At 67.6% G+C, this 17300-nt stretch carries 17 protein-coding genes; 12 read left to right on the top strand and 5 right to left on the bottom strand.

The window, feature by feature from the left end:
• Positions 1–9 precede the first annotated feature (9 nt).
• Together xth and AC1DIX_RS02480 are read left to right on the top strand one after the other, a co-directional pair.
• Complete coding sequence (xth, locus tag AC1DIX_RS02485) at positions 10–786, top strand: exodeoxyribonuclease III (RefSeq protein ID WP_477321754.1); 777 nt, start codon at positions 10–12, stop codon at positions 784–786.
• Positions 783–1142: a DUF7668 domain-containing protein gene (locus AC1DIX_RS02480; protein ID WP_477321752.1), complete on the top strand. Its 360-nt coding sequence runs from the start codon at positions 783–785 to the stop codon at positions 1140–1142. The genes xth and AC1DIX_RS02480 overlap by 4 nt, the downstream gene beginning before the upstream one ends.
• Before the next feature lie 10 nt (positions 1143–1152).
• On the opposite strand, the gene AC1DIX_RS02475 is transcribed toward AC1DIX_RS02480, so the two are convergent.
• Together AC1DIX_RS02475 and AC1DIX_RS02470 are read right to left on the bottom strand one after the other, a co-directional pair.
• The gene (locus tag AC1DIX_RS02475) at positions 1153–1548 is read right to left on the bottom strand and encodes a YybH family protein (RefSeq protein WP_477321750.1); all 396 of its coding nucleotides are present in this window, start codon (positions 1546–1548) and stop codon (positions 1153–1155) included.
• Positions 1549–1729: 181 nt separating this feature from the next.
• Positions 1730–2353 carry a TetR/AcrR family transcriptional regulator gene (locus AC1DIX_RS02470; RefSeq protein WP_442121483.1) on the bottom strand — a complete coding sequence of 208 codons (624 nt, stop codon included), beginning with the start codon at positions 2351–2353 and terminating at the stop codon, positions 1730–1732.
• A gap of 93 nt (positions 2354–2446) precedes the next feature.
• On the opposite strand from AC1DIX_RS02470, the gene AC1DIX_RS02465 reads away from it, so the two are divergent.
• Genes AC1DIX_RS02465 through AC1DIX_RS02450 form a run of 4 tightly spaced genes read left to right on the top strand, consistent with a single transcriptional unit; the run spans position 2447 to position 6168 of the window.
• Positions 2447–3925 (top strand): flavin-containing monooxygenase, encoded by a 1479-nt coding sequence (locus AC1DIX_RS02465; protein ID WP_477321748.1) that lies wholly within the window; start codon positions 2447–2449, stop codon positions 3923–3925.
• Positions 3922–4731: an SDR family NAD(P)-dependent oxidoreductase gene (locus AC1DIX_RS02460; protein WP_477321746.1), complete on the top strand. Its 810-nt coding sequence runs from the start codon at positions 3922–3924 to the stop codon at positions 4729–4731. Before AC1DIX_RS02465 ends, AC1DIX_RS02460 begins: the two co-directional genes overlap by 4 nt.
• Positions 4728–5717: an alpha/beta fold hydrolase gene (locus AC1DIX_RS02455; protein WP_477321744.1), complete on the top strand. Its 990-nt coding sequence runs from the start codon at positions 4728–4730 to the stop codon at positions 5715–5717. The genes AC1DIX_RS02460 and AC1DIX_RS02455 overlap by 4 nt, the downstream gene beginning before the upstream one ends.
• Before the next feature lie 4 nt (positions 5718–5721).
• Positions 5722–6168 carry an N-acetyltransferase family protein gene (locus tag AC1DIX_RS02450; RefSeq protein WP_477321742.1) on the top strand — a complete coding sequence of 149 codons (447 nt, stop codon included), beginning with the start codon at positions 5722–5724 and terminating at the stop codon, positions 6166–6168.
• On the opposite strand, the gene AC1DIX_RS02445 is transcribed toward AC1DIX_RS02450, so the two are convergent.
• On the bottom strand, positions 6158–9379 hold the full coding sequence (locus AC1DIX_RS02445; protein WP_477321740.1) for a PAS domain S-box protein: 3222 nt from the start codon (positions 9377–9379) through the stop codon (positions 6158–6160). The two genes, AC1DIX_RS02450 and AC1DIX_RS02445, sit on opposite strands and share 11 nt — an antisense overlap.
• A gap of 130 nt (positions 9380–9509) precedes the next feature.
• On the opposite strand from AC1DIX_RS02445, the gene AC1DIX_RS02440 reads away from it, so the two are divergent.
• From AC1DIX_RS02440 to lpdA, 5 genes are all read left to right on the top strand, one after another.
• Positions 9510–10655 (top strand): SMP-30/gluconolactonase/LRE family protein, encoded by a 1146-nt coding sequence (locus AC1DIX_RS02440; RefSeq protein ID WP_477321738.1) that lies wholly within the window; start codon positions 9510–9512, stop codon positions 10653–10655.
• 211 nt (positions 10656–10866) lie between these two features.
• Positions 10867–12099 (top strand): thiamine pyrophosphate-dependent enzyme, encoded by a 1233-nt coding sequence (locus tag AC1DIX_RS02435; RefSeq protein ID WP_477321736.1) that lies wholly within the window; start codon positions 10867–10869, stop codon positions 12097–12099.
• A gap of 40 nt (positions 12100–12139) precedes the next feature.
• A complete protein-coding gene (locus AC1DIX_RS02430; protein WP_442121491.1) occupies positions 12140–13144 on the top strand; it encodes an alpha-ketoacid dehydrogenase subunit beta in 1005 nt (334 codons plus the stop codon).
• 2 nt (positions 13145–13146) lie between these two features.
• Complete coding sequence (locus AC1DIX_RS02425) at positions 13147–14502, top strand: dihydrolipoamide acetyltransferase family protein (protein WP_477321734.1); 1356 nt, start codon at positions 13147–13149, stop codon at positions 14500–14502.
• 21 nt (positions 14503–14523) lie between these two features.
• Positions 14524–15966: a dihydrolipoyl dehydrogenase gene (lpdA, locus tag AC1DIX_RS02420; protein WP_477321732.1), complete on the top strand. Its 1443-nt coding sequence runs from the start codon at positions 14524–14526 to the stop codon at positions 15964–15966.
• 60 nt (positions 15967–16026) lie between these two features.
• Here lpdA and AC1DIX_RS02415 read toward each other — a convergent pair whose 3' ends face one another.
• Both AC1DIX_RS02415 and AC1DIX_RS02410 read right to left on the bottom strand, forming a co-directional pair.
• Positions 16027–16302 carry a hypothetical protein gene (locus tag AC1DIX_RS02415; RefSeq protein ID WP_442121494.1) on the bottom strand — a complete coding sequence of 92 codons (276 nt, stop codon included), beginning with the start codon at positions 16300–16302 and terminating at the stop codon, positions 16027–16029.
• Positions 16303–16323: 21 nt separating this feature from the next.
• Positions 16324–16677: a hypothetical protein gene (locus AC1DIX_RS02410; protein ID WP_477321730.1), complete on the bottom strand. Its 354-nt coding sequence runs from the start codon at positions 16675–16677 to the stop codon at positions 16324–16326.
• Positions 16678–16778: 101 nt separating this feature from the next.
• Between AC1DIX_RS02410 and kefF the strand changes: the two genes are divergently transcribed.
• Positions 16779–17300: a glutathione-regulated potassium-efflux system oxidoreductase KefF gene (gene kefF, locus AC1DIX_RS02405; RefSeq protein ID WP_477321728.1), complete on the top strand. Its 522-nt coding sequence runs from the start codon at positions 16779–16781 to the stop codon at positions 17298–17300.

Raw genomic sequence — 17300 nt, 5'->3', positions numbered from 1 at the left:
AAGCGAAGAATGAGAGTAGCGACCTTCAACGTCAACGGCATCAACAGCCGCCTGCCCGCCCTGCTGCAATGGCTGGAAGAGACCCGGCCTGACGTCGCCTGCCTGCAGGAGCTGAAGGCGCCGCAGGAGAAGTTCCCGGAAATGGAGATCCGTGCCGCCGGCTATCATCCGATCTGGCACGGCCAGAAAAGCTGGAACGGCGTCGCCATCCTCGCGCACGATGCGGAACCGCAGGAAATCGGGCGCGGCCTGCCGGGCGACCCGGAGGACGAGCAGAGCCGCTACATCGAAGCGGCGGTGAACGGCATCCTGATCGGCTGCCTGTATCTCCCGAACGGCAATCCGGCGCCGGGTCCGAAGTTCGACTACAAGCTGCGCTGGTTCGAACGCCTGCATGCGCGCGCCCAGGAATTGATCGACACTGGCGCGCCGGTGATCCTGTGCGGCGACTACAACGTGATGCCGACCGAACTCGATGTCTACAAGCCCGAGCGCTGGCTCGACGACGCCCTGTTCCGCCCCGAGACCCGCGCCGCCTACCGCAAGCTGCTCGACCAGGGCTGGACGGATGCCCTGCGCACCATGCATCCGGACGAAGTGATCTACACCTTCTGGGATTACTTCCGCGATGCCTACGGCCGCAACGCCGGCCTGCGCATCGACCACCTGCTGCTCAGCCCGGCGCTCGCGCCGAAGCTGAAAGCGGCCGGCGTCGACCGTGACGTGCGCGGGCGCGAGAAACCGAGCGACCACGCGCCGACCTGGGTGGAACTGGACTGGCCATGAGCGAAGACCAGCAAACGCCGGTGCCGGCCATCTGGCGGCCAACCCTCGCCGCCATCGTCGACGCCTTCCGCGAGGGCGACTTCGAACTGGCGCGCGGCATCCCCGAGGTCAGCCCCCTGTCGCCGGAGGACGCGCAGATCACCGCCGATAACATCGAGGATTACGGCGCGACCCTGGTCAGCCTGCCCGACGAAGCCTGGGAGACCTCGGTCTCCCAGTGGATGGACGGCTACTGGCATGTACTGGTCGACCTGTACACCGAGGACGAAGGCGCCAGCGACCTGGTGCTCGATGTACGGGTGCGCGAGCACGGCGCGGGCTACCTGTTCGAAGTCCACCTGGTGTACGTGCCCTGAGCAATGCCCGCTAGGCGTCCAGCAGCGCCGTCCCGTAGGAATTATCGATCGCGCACAGCCAGCGCCCGTCCGCGCCGCGCCTGAACACATAGGTGGCGCGGCGGTTCGCGTGCACCTGCGTCCCGTCCGCGTCCATGTAATCGAGGGTCGATTCCATGATCACCATCGCGCTGTCGCCGGCCTCCAGCACCTCCATCCTGCCCTGGCCCACGCGCAGGGTATGGCGGACGATTTCCGCGATCTTCACGAAGGCCGCGCGGATGCCCGCCTTGCCGGCCACGTTCAGTCCGGGCTTGACGACCAGGACGGCGTCGTCGGTATAGAAATCCATGAGCGCGTCGAAATCCTCGGCGGTGATGGCGCGGTCGGCGGACTGGATGAGTGCTTGCAGCGGATGCGGTGCCATAGGTGAGTCTCCTTGAAGTGAATGCGCGGAGACAGGCACTGGACAACCCGCCTCCAGGCGGGTTGCGATGATTGACAAGCGCTAACCCACCATCGAGGGAATGGCGGGAATAATGATGGCCAGGGTGGCGGATGCGCTCTTCATGCCTTCAGGCTAACAGCGAATCCAGGGCCGTGCAAGCTCAGGGCGCGGGCCTGGGCCTGGCGTCGACCATCACCAGGCGCATCGCGCTGTCGGTGACACTGTCGATGTCCGGGCTGTAGTCGTCCTCGATCCAGCGCAGCGCGATGTGGATCACGCCGCCCACCACGCCGGCCTGCAGCAGCGGGTCGGCGCCTTCTGCTTCGGGTCCGGCGATGCGGCCGACTTCCTCGCCGATCGCGCGCAGCGATGCATCGAAGGCCTTGTCGACGGCACGGCTGACGCCACGGATTTCGACCAGGAACACGCGCGCCGAGCGCGGATCCCTTTGCAGGGCCGTGAAGTAGGCGCGCAGCATGGCGCGCGCGCGCCCGGTGCGGACCGGCCCCGCTTCTTCGGCGGCCTTGCGGATCTCGCCGAACACGGAATACGTCACTGCGTTGTACGACGCGATCAGCAGGTCCTCGCTGTTGGCGAAGGATTCGTAGAAGTAGCGTTCCGTCAGGCCTGCCGCTTCGCAGACCGCCTTCACGGTGGCCTGGCGGTAGCCGCGCTCTCCGTACACTTCGATGGCGGCGGCGATCAACTGGCTGCGGCGCTGGGCGCGGCGCTCGTCTTGCGACATGCCGCGGTAGGGACGCGCTGGGAGAGTTTCTCGAGACATCCCTCTATTCTGGCATAGAACATTGCAAAATTGTTGTCAGACATAAACTGACAATGTACAGTGTCAGTACCAAGAACCAGAACAAGAGACACCATGCCCCAAGCTTCCACTGCGGGCGGCGAGATCCTGGACGTGCTGATCGTCGGCGCCGGCCTGTCCGGCATCGGCGCCGCCTGGTACCTGCAGCAGCGCTGCCCGGACAAGCGCTACGCGATCCTCGAGGCGCGCGCTGCCATCGGCGGCACCTGGGACCTGTTCCGCTATCCCGGCGTGCGCTCCGACTCGGACATGTACACCCTCGGTTACGGCTTCCAGCCATGGACCGCGGGCAAGGCGATCGCCGACGGCCCCTCGATCCGCGGCTACATCCGCGACACCGCGCGCGACAACGGCATCGACCGCCACATCCGCTTCCGGCACAAGGTGGTCGCGGCCGCATGGTCGAGCGCGGACGCCTGCTGGACCATCGAAGCCGACCACGACGGCACCCCTGGCACGATCCGCACCCGCTTCCTCTACATGTGCAGCGGCTACTACAGCTACGAGGAAGCCTACCGTCCCGCCTTCGAGGACGAGGACCTCTACCTCGGCCGCATCGTGCAGCCGCAGTTCTGGCCGCAGGACCTCGACTACGCCGGCAAGCAGGTCGTAGTGGTCGGCAGCGGCGCCACCGCCGTGACTCTGGTGCCGGCGATGGCCGGCGCGGCGGCCCACGTGACCATGCTGCAGCGTTCCCCGAGCTATGTGGTGACCCGGCCCTCCGAATACCGCTTCGCGCAGCGCTTCCGCAAGTGGATGCCGGAACGGGCCGCCTACTGGGCCACGCGCTGGCGCGTGATTCTTGAATCCATGCTGCTGTACCGCCTGGCGCGCAGCAAGCCGGATCTGGCCAGGCAGAAGATCGTGGCGATGGCGCGCCACCAGCTCGGCAAGGATTTCGACGTCGCCACCCACTTCACGCCCGATTACAAACCCTGGGACCAGCGCGTCTGCGTGGTGCCGGACGGCGACATGTTCAAGGCTATCCGCAAGGGCCATGCCTCGGTCGTCACCGACCACATCGAGCGCTTCACCGAAACCGGCATCCTGCTGAAGTCCGGCAAGGAGCTGGCGGCCGACGTGGTGGTGCTGGCAACCGGCCTGAAGATCAAGGTGCTGGGCGGCGTCGCCGTCACCGTCGACGGCAAGCCCTTCCACGCCGGCGAATCGATGTCCTACAAGGGCATGATGCTGAGCGAGCTGCCGAACTGCGTGATGACCTTCGGCTATACGAACGCGTCCTGGACCCTGAAGGCCGACCTCACCGCCGCCTATGTGTGCCGGCTGCTGCGCTACATGGATCGCAAGGGCGTTGCCATCGCGGTGCCGCGCCGCGAAGCCGGGGTCGAGCCCGAACCCTTCCTGAACTTCACCTCGGGCTATGTGCAGCGCGCCAAAGGCGAATTGCCGCAGCAGGGCTCGCGCCGCCCCTGGCAGGTCTACCAGAACTACCTGCAGGACATGATCACCATCCGCTACGGCCGCATCGCCGACGGCGTCATGCATTTTGGAGCGAAAGGAGTACTGCCTTGAAGCTGAAAAACCGGGTTGCCCTGATCACGGGCGCGGGCGGCGGCATCGGCCGCGCCACCGCGCTGGCGATGGCCAGGCGCGGCTGCCACCTGGCGCTGGCCGACATCGACCATGAGAGCGTCGCCGAAACTGCGCATCTGGCCCAGGGATTCGGCGTACGCGCCACCGCCCACCGCCTCGACGTCGCCGACCGCGAGGCCGTGCGCGCCTTTCCCGACGAGGTCCGGGCCGCGCAACGCAAGCTCGACATCCTGATGAACAATGCCGGCGTGGCCCTGGGCGGCACCTTCGAGCAGGTCAACGAGGCAGATTTCGACTGGCTGCTGGAGATTAACTTCCAAGGCGTGGTCAGGATGACGCGCGCCTTCCTGCCGCTGCTGCACGGCTCGGACGATGCCCGCATCGTCAATGTCTCCAGTATCTACGGCATCATCACGCCGCCCGGCCAGGCCGCCTACTCGGCCAGCAAGTTCGCGGTGCGCGGCTTCTCCAACGTGCTGCGCCACGAACTCGAAGGCAGCACGGTCGCCGTCTCCGTCGTGCATCCGGGCGGCGTCGCCACCTCGATTGCGAGGAATGCGCGGATCCCTCACGGCGCCCCGCAGGACGAGGTCGAGCACGGGCGCAAGACCATGGAAAAGCTGCTGCGCATGCCGCCCGAACAGGCCGGCGAGATCATCGTGCGCGGCATCGAAAAGCGCCAGGCCCGCATCCTGGTCGGCAGCGACGCCAAGGCCGCCGCCCTCCTCGAACGCCTGGCTCCGGTCGGCTACTGGGAGCTCCTGAAGAAAGCGATCAAGCGATGACTACCCTCCTGACCGTTGCCGGCTTCCTGCTTGGCGCGCTAGTGGTGCTGGCCGCCATCCTGGTCCTGTTCAGCGCCTGGACGGCGCGCAAGGTGCAGTCAGTGCTGCCGCCCAAGGGACGCTTCGTCGACGTACCCGGCGCACGCCTGCACATCCGTGAATTCGGCGAAGCGCGCGTAGGCGAACCGGCCATCCTGATGATCCACGGCCTGGCCGGGCAGCTCTCGCACTACACCTATGGCGTGGTCGGCCGGTTGGCCGAGCGTCACCGCATCGTGGTGGTCGACCGTCCCGGCTCCGGCTATTCGACCCGCGCGCCCGACACCTCCGCCGACCTTTCGGCCCAGGCCGCATCGATGGCGGCCCTGATCCGCACCCTGGGTCCCGGCCAGGCCTTCGTGGTGGGCCACTCGCTGGGCGGCGCGGTCGCGCTGACGCTGGCGCTCGAACATCCGCGGCAGGTGGCGGGACTGGCCCTGCTGGCGCCGCTGACCCATATGCGCGACGACGTGCCGCCGGTGTTCAAGGGCCTGGCGATCGAGTCGCCCTTTGTGCGCAAGCTGGTGGCCTGGACGCTGGCGATTCCGGCCTCCGTCAAGAACAGCGCCGCCACGCTGGAAGCCGTGTTCGGGCCGGAAGCGGTGCCGCGCGATTTCGCGACCAAGGGCGGCGGCCTGCTCTCGCTGCGTCCTTCCACCTTCCTGTCCGCCTCGGCCGACATGCAGGCCCTGCCGGCGCACCTGCCGCTGGTACAAGCGCGTTATGGGGAATTGCGGCTGCCCGTACACGTCCTGTACGGGAAGGACGACCGCATCCTCGACTGGAAGGCGAACGGTCAGGCGCTGGTTGACAAGGTGCCGGGTGCGAAGCTGGAGCTGGTCGAGGGCGGCCATATGCTGCCGGTGACGCAGGCGGCCCTGAGTGCGCGCTTCATCGAAGAAGCGCTCAGCGCTGCCGGCGCCGGCGCCGGCGCCGGAGTACAATAATCGGATGACCACGATCCGCCCAGCCCTCGCCGCCGACGCCCAGCTCGTCGCTCCCCTGTTCGATGCCTACCGCCAGTTCTACGGCAAGCCGGCCGAGCCCGACGTCGCCCTGCGCTTCGTGTCCGAGCGCCTGGCGAACGCGGACTCGGCGATCTTCCTGGCGCTCGGCGACGATGGCGAGCCGCTCGGCTTCACCCAGCTCTACCCGTCCTTCTCCTCGGTGTCCGCGGGCCGCATCTACATCCTGAACGACCTGTTCGTGGCGCCGCAAGGCCGCGGCAAGGGCATCGGCCGCGCCCTGCTCGACGCCGCAGCCGCCTTCGGCCGCGAACAGGGCGCCCTGCGCCTGGCGCTGTCGACCGCGCGCACCAATACCAYCGCCCAGGGCCTGTACGAGTCGCAGGGCTGGGTACGCGACGAATCTTTCTACGAGTACTCGCTCAAGCTGTAAAAGACACGTTGGTCAGCACTGCCGCCAGCGCCATCAGGTCGTAGGGCTTGCGCAGCACCACCGCATCCGGCCAGTTGCTGACCTCGCCCTTGCCGGTCGCGAACACGATCCGGATCCCCGGCGCCAGGACGCGCGCCTCGGCCGCCAGCATGTCGCCGGACATGCCCGGCAACTGGACGTCGGTGATCAGCACGTCGGATTCGTTCGAGATCAGCGCCAGCGCATCCTCCGCGGTAGCGGCCGAGCGCACCTCGTGGCCGAGGTGGATCAGCAGTGCTTCGGTACTGTCGCGGATTTCCTCTTCATCCTCCACCAGCACGATGCGCAGCGCCGGGCCCACCGTACTCTCGTCGGCACGCGGGCGCAGCGGCGCCGGTTCGCCCAGCGCGCGGCTGCGCTGGTTGGCCAGCACCTGGCGGATCCGGCGGGCCAGGCTTTCGCGGGTGTAGGGCTTACCGAGCAGCTCGACCCCGGGATCGAGGCGCCCGCCGTGGACGATCGCGTTTTCCGTATAGCCCGACGTGAACAGCACCGCCAGGTTGGGCAGGCGCTCGCGCGCCATGCGTGCCAGTTCCGGACTGCGCAGGGTGCCGGGCATGACCACGTCGGTGAACAGCACGTCGATCGGCACCCCGGATTCCACCACCGCCAGCGCGCTGGCGGCATCGGCCGCCTTCAGTACGCGATAACCGAGGTCGGTCAGCATCTCGACCACCGTGGTGCGCACGGCTTCGTCGTCTTCCGCCACCAGGATGGTCTCGGTGCCGCCGACGGGCGGCGAGGGCTCGACCGGCGGCGCCATCGCGTCCTCGGCGGCCAGGGTGCGCGGCAGGTAGATCTTGACCGTGGTGCCCTGCCCCGGCTCGCTGTAGATCTTCACGTGGCCGCCGGAYTGCTTGACGAAGCCGTACACCATCGACAGGCCGAGGCCGGTGCCCTTGCCCTCTTCCTTGGTCGAGAAGAAAGGCTCGAAGGCCTGGCGCAGCACCTCCGGCGTCATGCCGGCGCCGGTGTCGGTCACGCCGATCATCACGTACTGGCCGGGCGCGACGTCGGCATGGTTGCGGCAGTACAGGTCGTCGAGCACCGCATTGTTCGCCTCGATGGTGAGCCGGCCGGCGCCGTTCATCGCATCGCGCGCATTGATGGCCAGGTTCAGCACCGCATTTTCCACCTGGGCGACGTCGACCGCGGTATTCCACAGGCCGCCCGAGATCACCAGCTCGACCTCGATTTCCTCGCCCAGCGAACGGCGCAGCATGTCTTCCATGCTCATCACGACGCGGCTGATCTTGACCACGCGCGGCTCCAGCGGCTGGCGGCGGCCGAAGGCGAGCAGATAGCTGGCCAGCTTGGCGCCCTTCTCGACCGCCGAGCGGGCATTGCCGATCCAGCGCAGGGCTTCGCCGCCCTCGCACTGCACCTCGAGCAGCTGCAGGTTGCCGGAAATGATCTGCAGCAGATTGTTGAAGTCGTGGGCCACGCCGCCGGTGAGCTTGCCGATGGTCTCCATCTTCTGCGACTGCTGCAAGGCCAGCTCGGTGCGGCGGATCTGCTCGGCCTGTTCGCGGTCGGCCGTGATGTCGCGTCCGATTGCGTGGATGTAGACGGTGTCCGGCGCGGCCGACCACGACAGCAGGCACCAGCTGCCGTCCTTGCGGCGCAAGCGGTTCTCGAACTTGTACACGTGATGGCCTTTGCCCAGCGAATCCATCTGCGTCGTCGTGGCGGCCTGGTCTTCCGGGTGCACCAGATCGAGGAAGTTGCGGCCGACGACGTCGGCATCGCTCCAGCCCAGCAGCGAGCCGAAAGCCGGGCTGACCGCTTCGACCCGTCCGTCGAAACCGGCCACCAGCATGATGTCCTTCGACAGCCGCCACATGCGGTCGCGCTCGGCGGTGCGCAGGGACACCGTCTGCTCCAGGCTGGCGTTCAGGTGTTCGAGGCGCTGCTCGCCCCGCTTGCGGTCCTCGATGTCGGTATTGGTGCCGACCCAGCCGCTGACTTCGCCGTCCGCACCGCGCTGGGCGACCGCGCGCGACAAGTGCCAGCGGTAGCTGCCGTCCTGCGCGCGCAGGCGCATCTCGGCCTCGTAGGTCGAGCCGGAAGCGACCGCGATCGCCCAACGCGTGGTCACCTGGGCCAGGTCGTCCGGATGCACGATGGCGGTCCAGCCTATGCCGCCGAGTTCGTCCAGCCCCAGGCCGCTGTAGGCATAGGCGTGCTGGTTGAACCAGTCGTTCTTGCCGTCCGCGGTCGCGCTCCAGACCTGGTGCGGGATCGCCTGCGCAAAACTGTGGAACTTCGCCTCGCTTTCCCTCAGCGCCTGTTCGGCCAGCACCCGCTCGGTGACGTCGTGGCCCTGCACGAACACGCCGGTGACGTTGCCGCCTTCGTCGCGCATCGGCTGGTAGACGAAGTCGAGGTAGTACAGGCAGCGCTGGTGACCGTCCTCGGCCAGCCATATCGGCGCGGCATGGGCCGTGTGCGGCTCGCCGCTGTGGTAGACCCGGTCGAGCACCCCCACCAGACCCTGCGGCACCGTCTCCGGCAGCGCCAGGCGCAGCGGACGGCCGAGCACCGGGCGTCCGCCAATCAGCGCGCTGTAGGAGGCGTTGACGAGGGCGAAGACGTGGTCGGGTCCGGTCAACTGGGCGACGAAGCCGGGCGCCTGCTGGAAGATCGCGCGCAGGCGGCTGTGTTCCGCGCTCAGGCCGGCCTCGGCCATGACCTTGGCGGTGGTTTCGGTCACCACCGCCAGCACGCCGATCGCCTCGCCATCCTCGCCGGTGACCGGCGAATAGTCGAGGTCGAACCAGCATTCCGCCGGCTTGCCCTTACGCTCCAGACTCAATGGATGGTCGCGGTAGGACAGCGTGCCGCCCGCCAGCACCACCTCGAGCACATTGGCATTGAAGGCCGCGGCTTCCGGCCAGGCCTCGGCCACCCTGGCGCCGAAGATGGCCGGATGGCGCGCGGCGGACAACCCCGCATAGCCCTCGTTGTAGATCAGGACGCCCTCGCGTCCCCACAGGGTGGCGATCGGCACCGGCGAGCGCAGCACCAGTTCGAGCGTGGTGCGCATCGCAGCCGGCCAGCGGTCGACCGGTCCGAGGCTGGTCGTGCTCCAGTCGGCATCGTCGATCAGCTGTCCGAGGAGTCCACCGTTGCTGCCGAAGGTCCTGGCCGGGGCCGCGTCGCGCATCGCCATGTTGTCAATAAGTCCATGAAATTGTGAAGTCAGCGATTGTAAGGGGTTTCACCTTTCTATGGAACACAGTTCACCTGAAGTAATATCAGGAGCGATACCAAATTTATAACGATGACCCGATGGAGGCCGTATGCGACGCCGTCTTGCCGGTGCTGCCGCGCTGTTGCTGATTGCCCTGGGCGGCTGCCTGAGCCGCAAGCCGCTGCCGGTCGATCCGGTGGCCTGGGAAGCGCCGCCGAACCCCGGCTACACCGGTGTGTACGCAGCCAACCGCCGGCTCACCGGCCTCCAGACCATCGGCCTCGATGGCGCCATCGGTCCCGAACACATCGCTCTCGGGCCCGAGGGCCTCCTGTATACGGGGGTCGAGGGCGGCAGCGTGCTGCGCATGCGGCCGGACGGCGGCGGCCTCGAAGTGTGGGCCCAGACCGGCGGACGGGTGCTGGGTTTCGATTTCGATGCCGATGGGCGGATGATCGCCGCCGACGCGTATCGCGGCCTGGTGGCGATCGCCGCGGCGCCGCCCCATCACGTGACGGTGCTCGCCGACCGCTTGCCGGACGGCGATCCGATCCGCTTTCCGGACGCGGTGACGCTGGCGCGTGACGGCAGGGTCTACTTCACCGACGCCAGCCGGCGCTTCTCGCCGGCCGAGAATGGCGGCCCCTTCGAGGCCAGCGTCCTCGATTACCTCGAACACCGGCCGACCGGCCGCGTGCTGGTCTATCAGCCAGGCGGCAAGGTCGAAGTGGTGGCCGACGGCCTGTCCTTCGCCAACGGCATCGTCCTGTCGCGCAACGAGCGCTCCCTTTTCGTGGCCGAGAGCGGCGCCTACCGGGTCTGGCGCATCGATGCGGATGCGCGCGGCCTCGACCTCACCCGCGCTCCCGGYGCCCAGGCCCGTGTCATCCTCGCCGATCTGCCGGGCTTCCCGGACAACCTGATGCGCGGCATGGACGGCCGCATCTGGCTGGGCCTGGCGAAGCCGCGCACCGCCTCCGGCGACGTGGCGGCCGCCCATCCCTTCATGCGCAAGCTGGCCTTGCGCCTGCCGCGCTCCCTGTGGCCGGTGCCTCCCGCCTACGGCCATGTACTTGCCTTTACCGAGGATGGCCGGGTGGTCGCCGACCTGCAGGACCCGACCGGTGCCTATCCGGACACGACCGGCGTGCTGGAAACCGCGGACCGCCTGTACATCCAGAGCGTGCACGCGGGCGGCATCGGCTGGCTGCCGAAATCCCGCGCCGGCCTCGCCGAACGGTCCAATCAGCGCTGAGCAGTGCCGCGCACGCTTGCCGCAATCGGCATGGCTTCGCTGCGCCGCGTGCTAGTGTCTTGACCTGATCCTGCGGGCAGCCGCGATCTTTCCAGGCGCTATCCGTGCTGCAAAGCAGCAGAAAAATATTCTCGCAAAACATGCGTGCGCGGTCTTGCCGCAATTAATATGTTTTCTGCTGCACACACCTTTACCAAGGGGAAAGCGAACTATGAGCCAGAGTCAACCTCTGTCGCTGCACGTCCCGGAGCCTACCGGCCGCCCGGGTTGCAAGACTGATTTTTCGTATCTTGGAATTAATCCCGCGGGCATCGTCCCGCGTCCGCCCGTCGACGTGCGCTACCAGGACACCGCGGAGATCGCCTCCAGCCTGATCCGCGTGCTGGACGACAACGACGACGCCGTCGGCCCCTGGGCCCCGGCGCTGGACCAGGAGACCCTCCTGTCCGGCTTGCGCACCATGATGAAGACCCGTATCTTCGACGCCCGCATGGTCATCGGCCAGCGCCAGAAGAAGATGTCCTTCTACATGACCTCGCTCGGCGAGGAGGCCATCGGCACCGCCCACGCGCTGGCCCTGAAGGATGGCGACATGTGTTTCCCGACCTATCGCCAGCAAAGCCTGCTGATGGCGCGCAAGTATCCGATGGTCGACATGATCTGCCAGCTGCTGTCGAACGAGCGCGACCCGCTGAAGGGCCGCCAGCTGCCGGTGATGTACTCGTCCAGGAAAGATGGCTTCTTCACGATTTCCGGCAACCTCGCCACCCAGATTCCGCAGGCGGTCGGCTGGGCCATGGCCTCCGCCATCAAGGGCGACACGAAAATCGCCTCCGGCTGGATCGGCGACGGCGCCACCGCCGAAAGCGACTTCCACACCGGCCTCACCTTTGCCCACGTCTACCGCGCCCCGGTGATCCTGAACGTGGTCAATAACCAGTGGGCCATCTCGACTTTCCAGGCCATCGCCGGCGGCGAGAGCGTCACCTTCGCTTCCCGCGGCGTCGGCGCCGGCATCGCCTCGCTGCGCGTCGACGGCAACGACTTCCTGGCCGTGTACGCGGCCTCCTGCTGGGCCGCCGAGCGCGCCAGGAGCAACCTGGGACCGACCCTGATCGAATGGGTCACCTACCGCGCCGGCCCGCATTCGACCTCCGACGACCCCTCGCGCTACCGTCCGGCCGACGAATGGACCTATTTCCCGCTGGGCGACCCGATCGGCCGCCTGCGGCGCCACCTGGTCAAGAAGGGCTGGTGGTCGGACGCCCAGCACGAGGCCTTGCAGGCCGAGCTGGAAGCCGAAGTCCTGGCCGCGCAGAAGGAAGCCGAGCAATCCGGCACGCTGATCGATGGCCGCGTGCCGAGCGCCGCATCGATGTTCGAGGACGTCTACAAGGACATGCCCGAACACCTGCGCCGCCAACGCCAACAACTGGGGGTGTGAAGTGATGCGAGATATCGAGAAGGATGTAGTAGTAACCCCGATGACGATGATCCAGGCCCTGCGTTCGGCCATGGACGTGATGATGGAACGCGACGAGAACGTGGTCGTCTACGGCCAGGACGTCGGCTATTTCGGCGGCGTGTTCCGCGTCACCGACGGCCTGCAGGCCAAGTACGGCAAGCACCGCGCCTTCGACGCCCCGATCTCCGAAGGCGGCATCGTCGGCACCGCGGTCGGCATGGCCGCCTACGGCCTGCGTCCGGTGGTCGAGATCCAGTTCGCCGACTACTTCTATCCGGCGACCGACCAGATCGTCTCGGAAGCGGCGCGCCTGCGCTACCGCTCGGCCGGCGACTTCACCTCGCCGCTGACCATCCGCATGCCCTGCGGCGGCGGCATCTATGGCGGCCAGACCCACAGCCAGAGCCCGGAAGCCTTCTTCACCCACGTCTGCGGCCTGCGCACCGTGATGCCGTCCAACCCCTACGATGCGAAAGGCCTGCTGATCGCCTCGATCGAGAACGACGACCCGGTGATCTTCCTGGAACCCAAGCGCCTGTACAACGGCCCCTTCGACGGCCACCACGACCGTCCGGTCACTTCCTGGGCAAAACACCCGCTGGGCAAGGTCCCCGAAGGCTACTACAAGGTCCCGCTGGACAAGGCGGCGATCTTCCGTCCCGGCGCCGACCTCACCGTGCTGACCTACGGCACCATGGTCTGGGTCTCGGAGGCCGCCGCCAACGAGACCGGCATCGATGCCGAGATCATCGACCTGCGCACCCTGTGGCCGCTGGACCTCGACACCATCGTCGAATCGGTCAGGAAGACCGGCCGCTGCGTCGTGGTCCACGAGGCCACCAGGACCAGCGGCTTCGGCGCCGAACTCGCCGCCCTGGTGCAGGAGCACTGCTTCTACCACCTGGAAGCGCCGATCGAGCGCGTGACCGGCTGGGATACGCCTTACCCGCATGCGCAGGAATGGGCGTACTTCCCCGGACCGGACCGCGTCGGCGCGGCATTCAAACGAGCGATGGAGGCATAAAGGTGGGTATTCACGTCATCAAAATGCCCGACGTGGGCGAAGGTATTGCGGAATGCGAAGTGGTGGCCTGGCGCGTCCAGCCCGGCGATACGGTCACGGAAGACCAGATCCTGGCCGACGTCATGACCGACAAGGCCACGGTCGAGATCCCGTCGCCGGTGCATGGCACCGTCATGGCGCTGGGCGGCAAGGTCGGCGAATCGCTGGCCGTGGGCGCCGAACTGGTGCGCCTCGAAATCGAGGGGGCCGGCAATTTCAAGGGTGAGGCTGCGAAGCCGGCGGCTGCCGCTGCTCCGGCCGCCGCCCAGGTTGCGGACGAGCCGGCCGATCTGCCGCACGGCTTCGTGCCGGAGCCGCAGCGCATCGTGGCCGGCGCGGCGAGCGTGCCGGTCCCTGCCCCGGCGGCGAAATCCGCGGGCTCCGGCGACCGCGCCGGCAATGGCGCCGCCTCGCGCGCGACTTTCCGTGATGCGAACGAAAAACCCCTGGCCGCGCCCGCCGTGCGCAAGCGCGCCTGGGACATGGGCATCGAGCTGCAGTACGTGGGCGGCAGCGGTCCGGCCGGCCGCATCACGCATGCCGACCTCGACAACTTCGTCGCCGGCCGGAAGCAGGGCCATGCCGTGCACGGCAGCGCCGACAGCCGCTACGCCGAGCTGCATGGCGAGGAGGCGGTGCCGCTGATCGGCCTGCGCCGCAAGATCGCCGAGAAGATGCAGCTGTCCAAGCGCCAGATCCCGCACTTCACCTATGTCGAGGAAGTCGACGTCACCGAACTCGAAGCCCTGCGCACCCAGCTGAACGCGCGCTACGGCGAGGAACGCGGCAAGCTGACCCTGCTGCCGCTGCTGATGCGCTCCGTGGTGCTGGCAATCCGCAAGTTCCCCGAGGTCAACGCCCGCTTCGACGACCAGGCCGGCATCGTCACCCGCTACCAGCCGGTCCACCTCGGCATGGCCACCCAGACCGACGCCGGCCTGATGGTGCCGGTGATCCGCAACGCCGAAGCCCGCGACCCGTGGAACAGCGCCCGCGAGATCCTGCGCCTGGCGGAAGCCGCGCGCACCGGCAAGGCGGCGCGCGACGAGCTGTCCGGCTCGACCATCACCATCACCAGCCTGGGTCCACTGGGCGGCATCGTCAGCACGCCGGTGATCAACCATCCGGAAGTGGCGATCGTCGGCGTCAACCGCATCCTCGACCGTCCGGTCGTGAAGAACGGCGGCCTGGTGGCGCGCAAGCTGATGAACCTGTCGTCGTCCTTCGACCACCGGGTCATCGACGGCATGGTGGCGGCCGAGTTCATCCAGGCCGTGCGCGCTTACCTGGAAGCGCCGGCAACGCTGTTCGTGGAATAAGGGACAGAGGACATCAACAAGATGACGATGGAAACGACGACTTTACTCATCATCGGCGGCGGCCCCGGCGGCTACGTGGCCGCCATCCGCGCCGGGCAGCTGGGCATCAAGACCGTGCTGGTCGAGGGCGGCCAGCTGGGCGGCACCTGCCTGAACGTGGGCTGCATCCCGTCCAAGGCCCTGATCCATGCGGCCGAGGAATTTCATAAGGCGACGCATTACGCCGGCGAAGGCGGCGCTGAAAGCGCGCTGGGCATCCGCACGGCCGCGCCCAGCATCGACATCACCCGCACGGTGGCCTGGAAGGAAGGCATCGTCAAGCGCCTGACCGGTGGCGTCGGCGCCCTGCTCAGGAAGAACGGCGTGCAGGTGGTGCGCGGCTGGGCCCGGATCCTGGACGGCAAGACGGTCGAAGTGACGGGTGCCGAAGGCGGCGGCACCGGCGCCGCCAACGATGCCGGCGGACAGACCACCCGCATCCGCTGCGAGCACCTGCTGCTGGCGACCGGTTCGGAAGCGGTCGAGCTGCCCTTCCTGCCCTTCGGCGGCAACGTGGTGTCCGCCACCGAGGCGCTGTCGCCAGAGACCCTGCCCGGCCACCTGGTCGTCGTCGGCGCCGGCTATATCGGCCTGGAACTGGGCACCGCCTACCGCAAGCTGGGCGCGCGCGTGACCGTGGTCGAAGCGGCCGGCCGTGTGCTGCCGGCCTACGACGACGAACTGGCGCGGCCGGTGGCGGCGCGTTTGAAGGCACTCGGCGTCGACCTGCACCTGGAATCGAGCGTACTGGGCCTCAGCGAGGACGGCAAGTCGGTGCGCATGAAGAACGGCGGCGGCGAAGAAGTGGCGATCGACGCCGACCGCGTGCTGGTGGCCGTCGGCCGCCGCCCGCGCACCTCCGGCTTCGGCCTGGAAAGCCTGATGCTCGACATGAACGGCCGCGCGGTCCGCATCGACAACCAGTGCCGCACCTCGATGCGCAACGTCTGGGCCATCGGCGACCTGACCGGCGAACCGATGCTGGCCCACCGCGCGATGGCGCAGGGCGAAATGGTGGCCGAGATCATCGCCGGCAAGCGCCGCCATTTCATGCCGGCGGCGATTCCCGCCGTGTGCTTCACCGATCCGGAAGTGGTGGTGGTCGGCCTGACCCCGCAGGATGCGGCCAAGCAGGGACTGGACTGCATCAGCGCAAGCTTCCCCTACGCCGCCAATGGCCGCGCCATGACCATCGAAGGCACGGAGGGCTTCGTGCGCGTGGTCGCGCGCAAGGACAACCACCTGATCGTCGGCTGGCAGGCCGTCGGCAGCGCGGTATCCGAGCTCAGCACGGCCTTCGTGCAGTCGATCGAGCTGGGGGCGCAGCTGGAAGACATCGGCGGCACCATCCATGCGCATCCGACTTTGGGTGAGGCGGTGCAGGAAGCGGCGCTGCGGGCTTTGGGGCACGCGCTGCATATTTGAGCTGCCGTCGTTCCCGTGACAGCGGGAACGACGGTTTTTGTTTCGCGAGTACGACCTTGGCTATTTGCGGCTACCTTGCCCACCCGGCCGCATCTCCTCCTCCGACTGCCGGCTACCGGCATTCCCCGTACTCAGACTACCGATCCCACCCAGGCCGGTCTGCAACTCGCCAGCCTCCTCGGACGGAACCCCGGTATCCGATCCGACCACATCGTCCAGCCGCGAATCCGACTGCTTGTTGCCGACGTCGCTGTGACCCCAATCGTTGTGCTGGTTGCCGGCGCCGCCGATGTCGGCGCCGCCCTTCGGTTTCTGCGGTTCGTTCTGCACGCTCATGAAAGCCTCCTGTGCCCAGCTTTACCGCTGGCCGTCCTTGTTCGACTGCCGGTTCCCCGGGTTGCCGCCGATCTTGTTGCCCACGCCTTCCAGGCCGGTTTCGACGGCGCCCGGTTCGCTCGGGCGGTAACCCTGGCGGCGTTCCTCGTCGGTGCCGGTGGCGAGGAGATCGTCCGTGCGCGCATCCGACTGCGCGCTGCCGGTGTCGACGGCGCCCGACATGCGGCCGATGTCGCCGGTCCCGCCGGTGCCCATGGTGCCCGCCGAGCTGGTGCCGTCCTTCGTGACCTGATCGTAGTTGCGGCCTTTCGTATCCTTGCCTTCGCTTTGCATCGACATACCGATCTCCTTGACGGTGAGGTTTCCGGTCATCATAGTCGCACGCCTCGGCACGGCGAATAGGCCCGCGCCCGGCCGAATTGTAGGACATGTCGGGCGGGCCATTGTGGAATAATCAAGTTATGAACGAACAACACATGCTTGTCCTGTATGCCCACCCTGCCCCACACCGTTCGCCGGTCAACCGGCGCCTGGCGGATGCCGCCCGGGCCACACAAGGGGTCATCGTGGAAGACCTCTACAATACCTACCCCGATTTCGACATCGACGCCGAGCGCGAGCGCGCCCTGGTCCGCGACGCCAGCGTTCTGGTCTTCCTGCACCCGATCCGCTGGTACGGCATGCCTTCGCTGCTCAAGGAATGGATGGACGTGGTGATGGTACCGGGCTGGGCCTACGGCAAGCCGGACTCCGTCCTGCGCGGCAAAGGCTACTGGCTGGTCGCGACCACCGGCAGCGGCCTTGACGCCTACCGGCCCGGCGGGCTGCACGGACGCCCTTTCGCCGATTTCCTCGCGCCCTTCGAGCAGACCGCCGCCCTGTGCGGGATGAACTGGATCGAACCGCTGCTGATGCACGGCGCGGCCCAGGCCGGCGAAGCGGCGGTCGAAGCCCACGTGGCCGAATTCACACGCCGCCTGCGCGGCTACGCGGGGTGA

This window comes from Massilia sp. 05N420, assembly GCF_056397205.1.
This window is presented reverse-complemented; position numbering and strand designations above follow the sequence as displayed.

What these genes read in the sequence shown, in the direction of transcription:
- xth (WP_477321754.1), top strand. Translation starts at nt 10, where the DNA reads ATGAGAGTAGCGACCTTCAACGTCAACGGCATCAACAGCCGCCTGCCC.
- AC1DIX_RS02480 (WP_477321752.1), top strand. Translation starts at nt 783, where the DNA reads ATGAGCGAAGACCAGCAAACGCCGGTGCCGGCCATCTGGCGGCCAACC.
- AC1DIX_RS02475 (WP_477321750.1), bottom strand. Translation starts at nt 1,548, where the DNA reads ATGGCACCGCATCCGCTGCAAGCACTCATCCAGTCCGCCGACCGCGCC.
- AC1DIX_RS02470 (WP_442121483.1), bottom strand. Translation starts at nt 2,353, where the DNA reads ATGTCTCGAGAAACTCTCCCAGCGCGTCCCTACCGCGGCATGTCGCAA.
- AC1DIX_RS02465 (WP_477321748.1), top strand. Translation starts at nt 2,447, where the DNA reads ATGCCCCAAGCTTCCACTGCGGGCGGCGAGATCCTGGACGTGCTGATC.
- AC1DIX_RS02455 (WP_477321744.1), top strand. Translation starts at nt 4,728, where the DNA reads ATGACTACCCTCCTGACCGTTGCCGGCTTCCTGCTTGGCGCGCTAGTG.
- AC1DIX_RS02435 (WP_477321736.1), top strand. Translation starts at nt 10,867, where the DNA reads ATGAGCCAGAGTCAACCTCTGTCGCTGCACGTCCCGGAGCCTACCGGC.
- AC1DIX_RS02430 (WP_442121491.1), top strand. Translation starts at nt 12,140, where the DNA reads ATGACGATGATCCAGGCCCTGCGTTCGGCCATGGACGTGATGATGGAA.
- lpdA (WP_477321732.1), top strand. Translation starts at nt 14,524, where the DNA reads ATGACGATGGAAACGACGACTTTACTCATCATCGGCGGCGGCCCCGGC.
- AC1DIX_RS02415 (WP_442121494.1), bottom strand. Translation starts at nt 16,302, where the DNA reads ATGAGCGTGCAGAACGAACCGCAGAAACCGAAGGGCGGCGCCGACATC.
- AC1DIX_RS02410 (WP_477321730.1), bottom strand. Translation starts at nt 16,677, where the DNA reads ATGATGACCGGAAACCTCACCGTCAAGGAGATCGGTATGTCGATGCAA.
- kefF (WP_477321728.1), top strand. Translation starts at nt 16,779, where the DNA reads ATGCTTGTCCTGTATGCCCACCCTGCCCCACACCGTTCGCCGGTCAAC.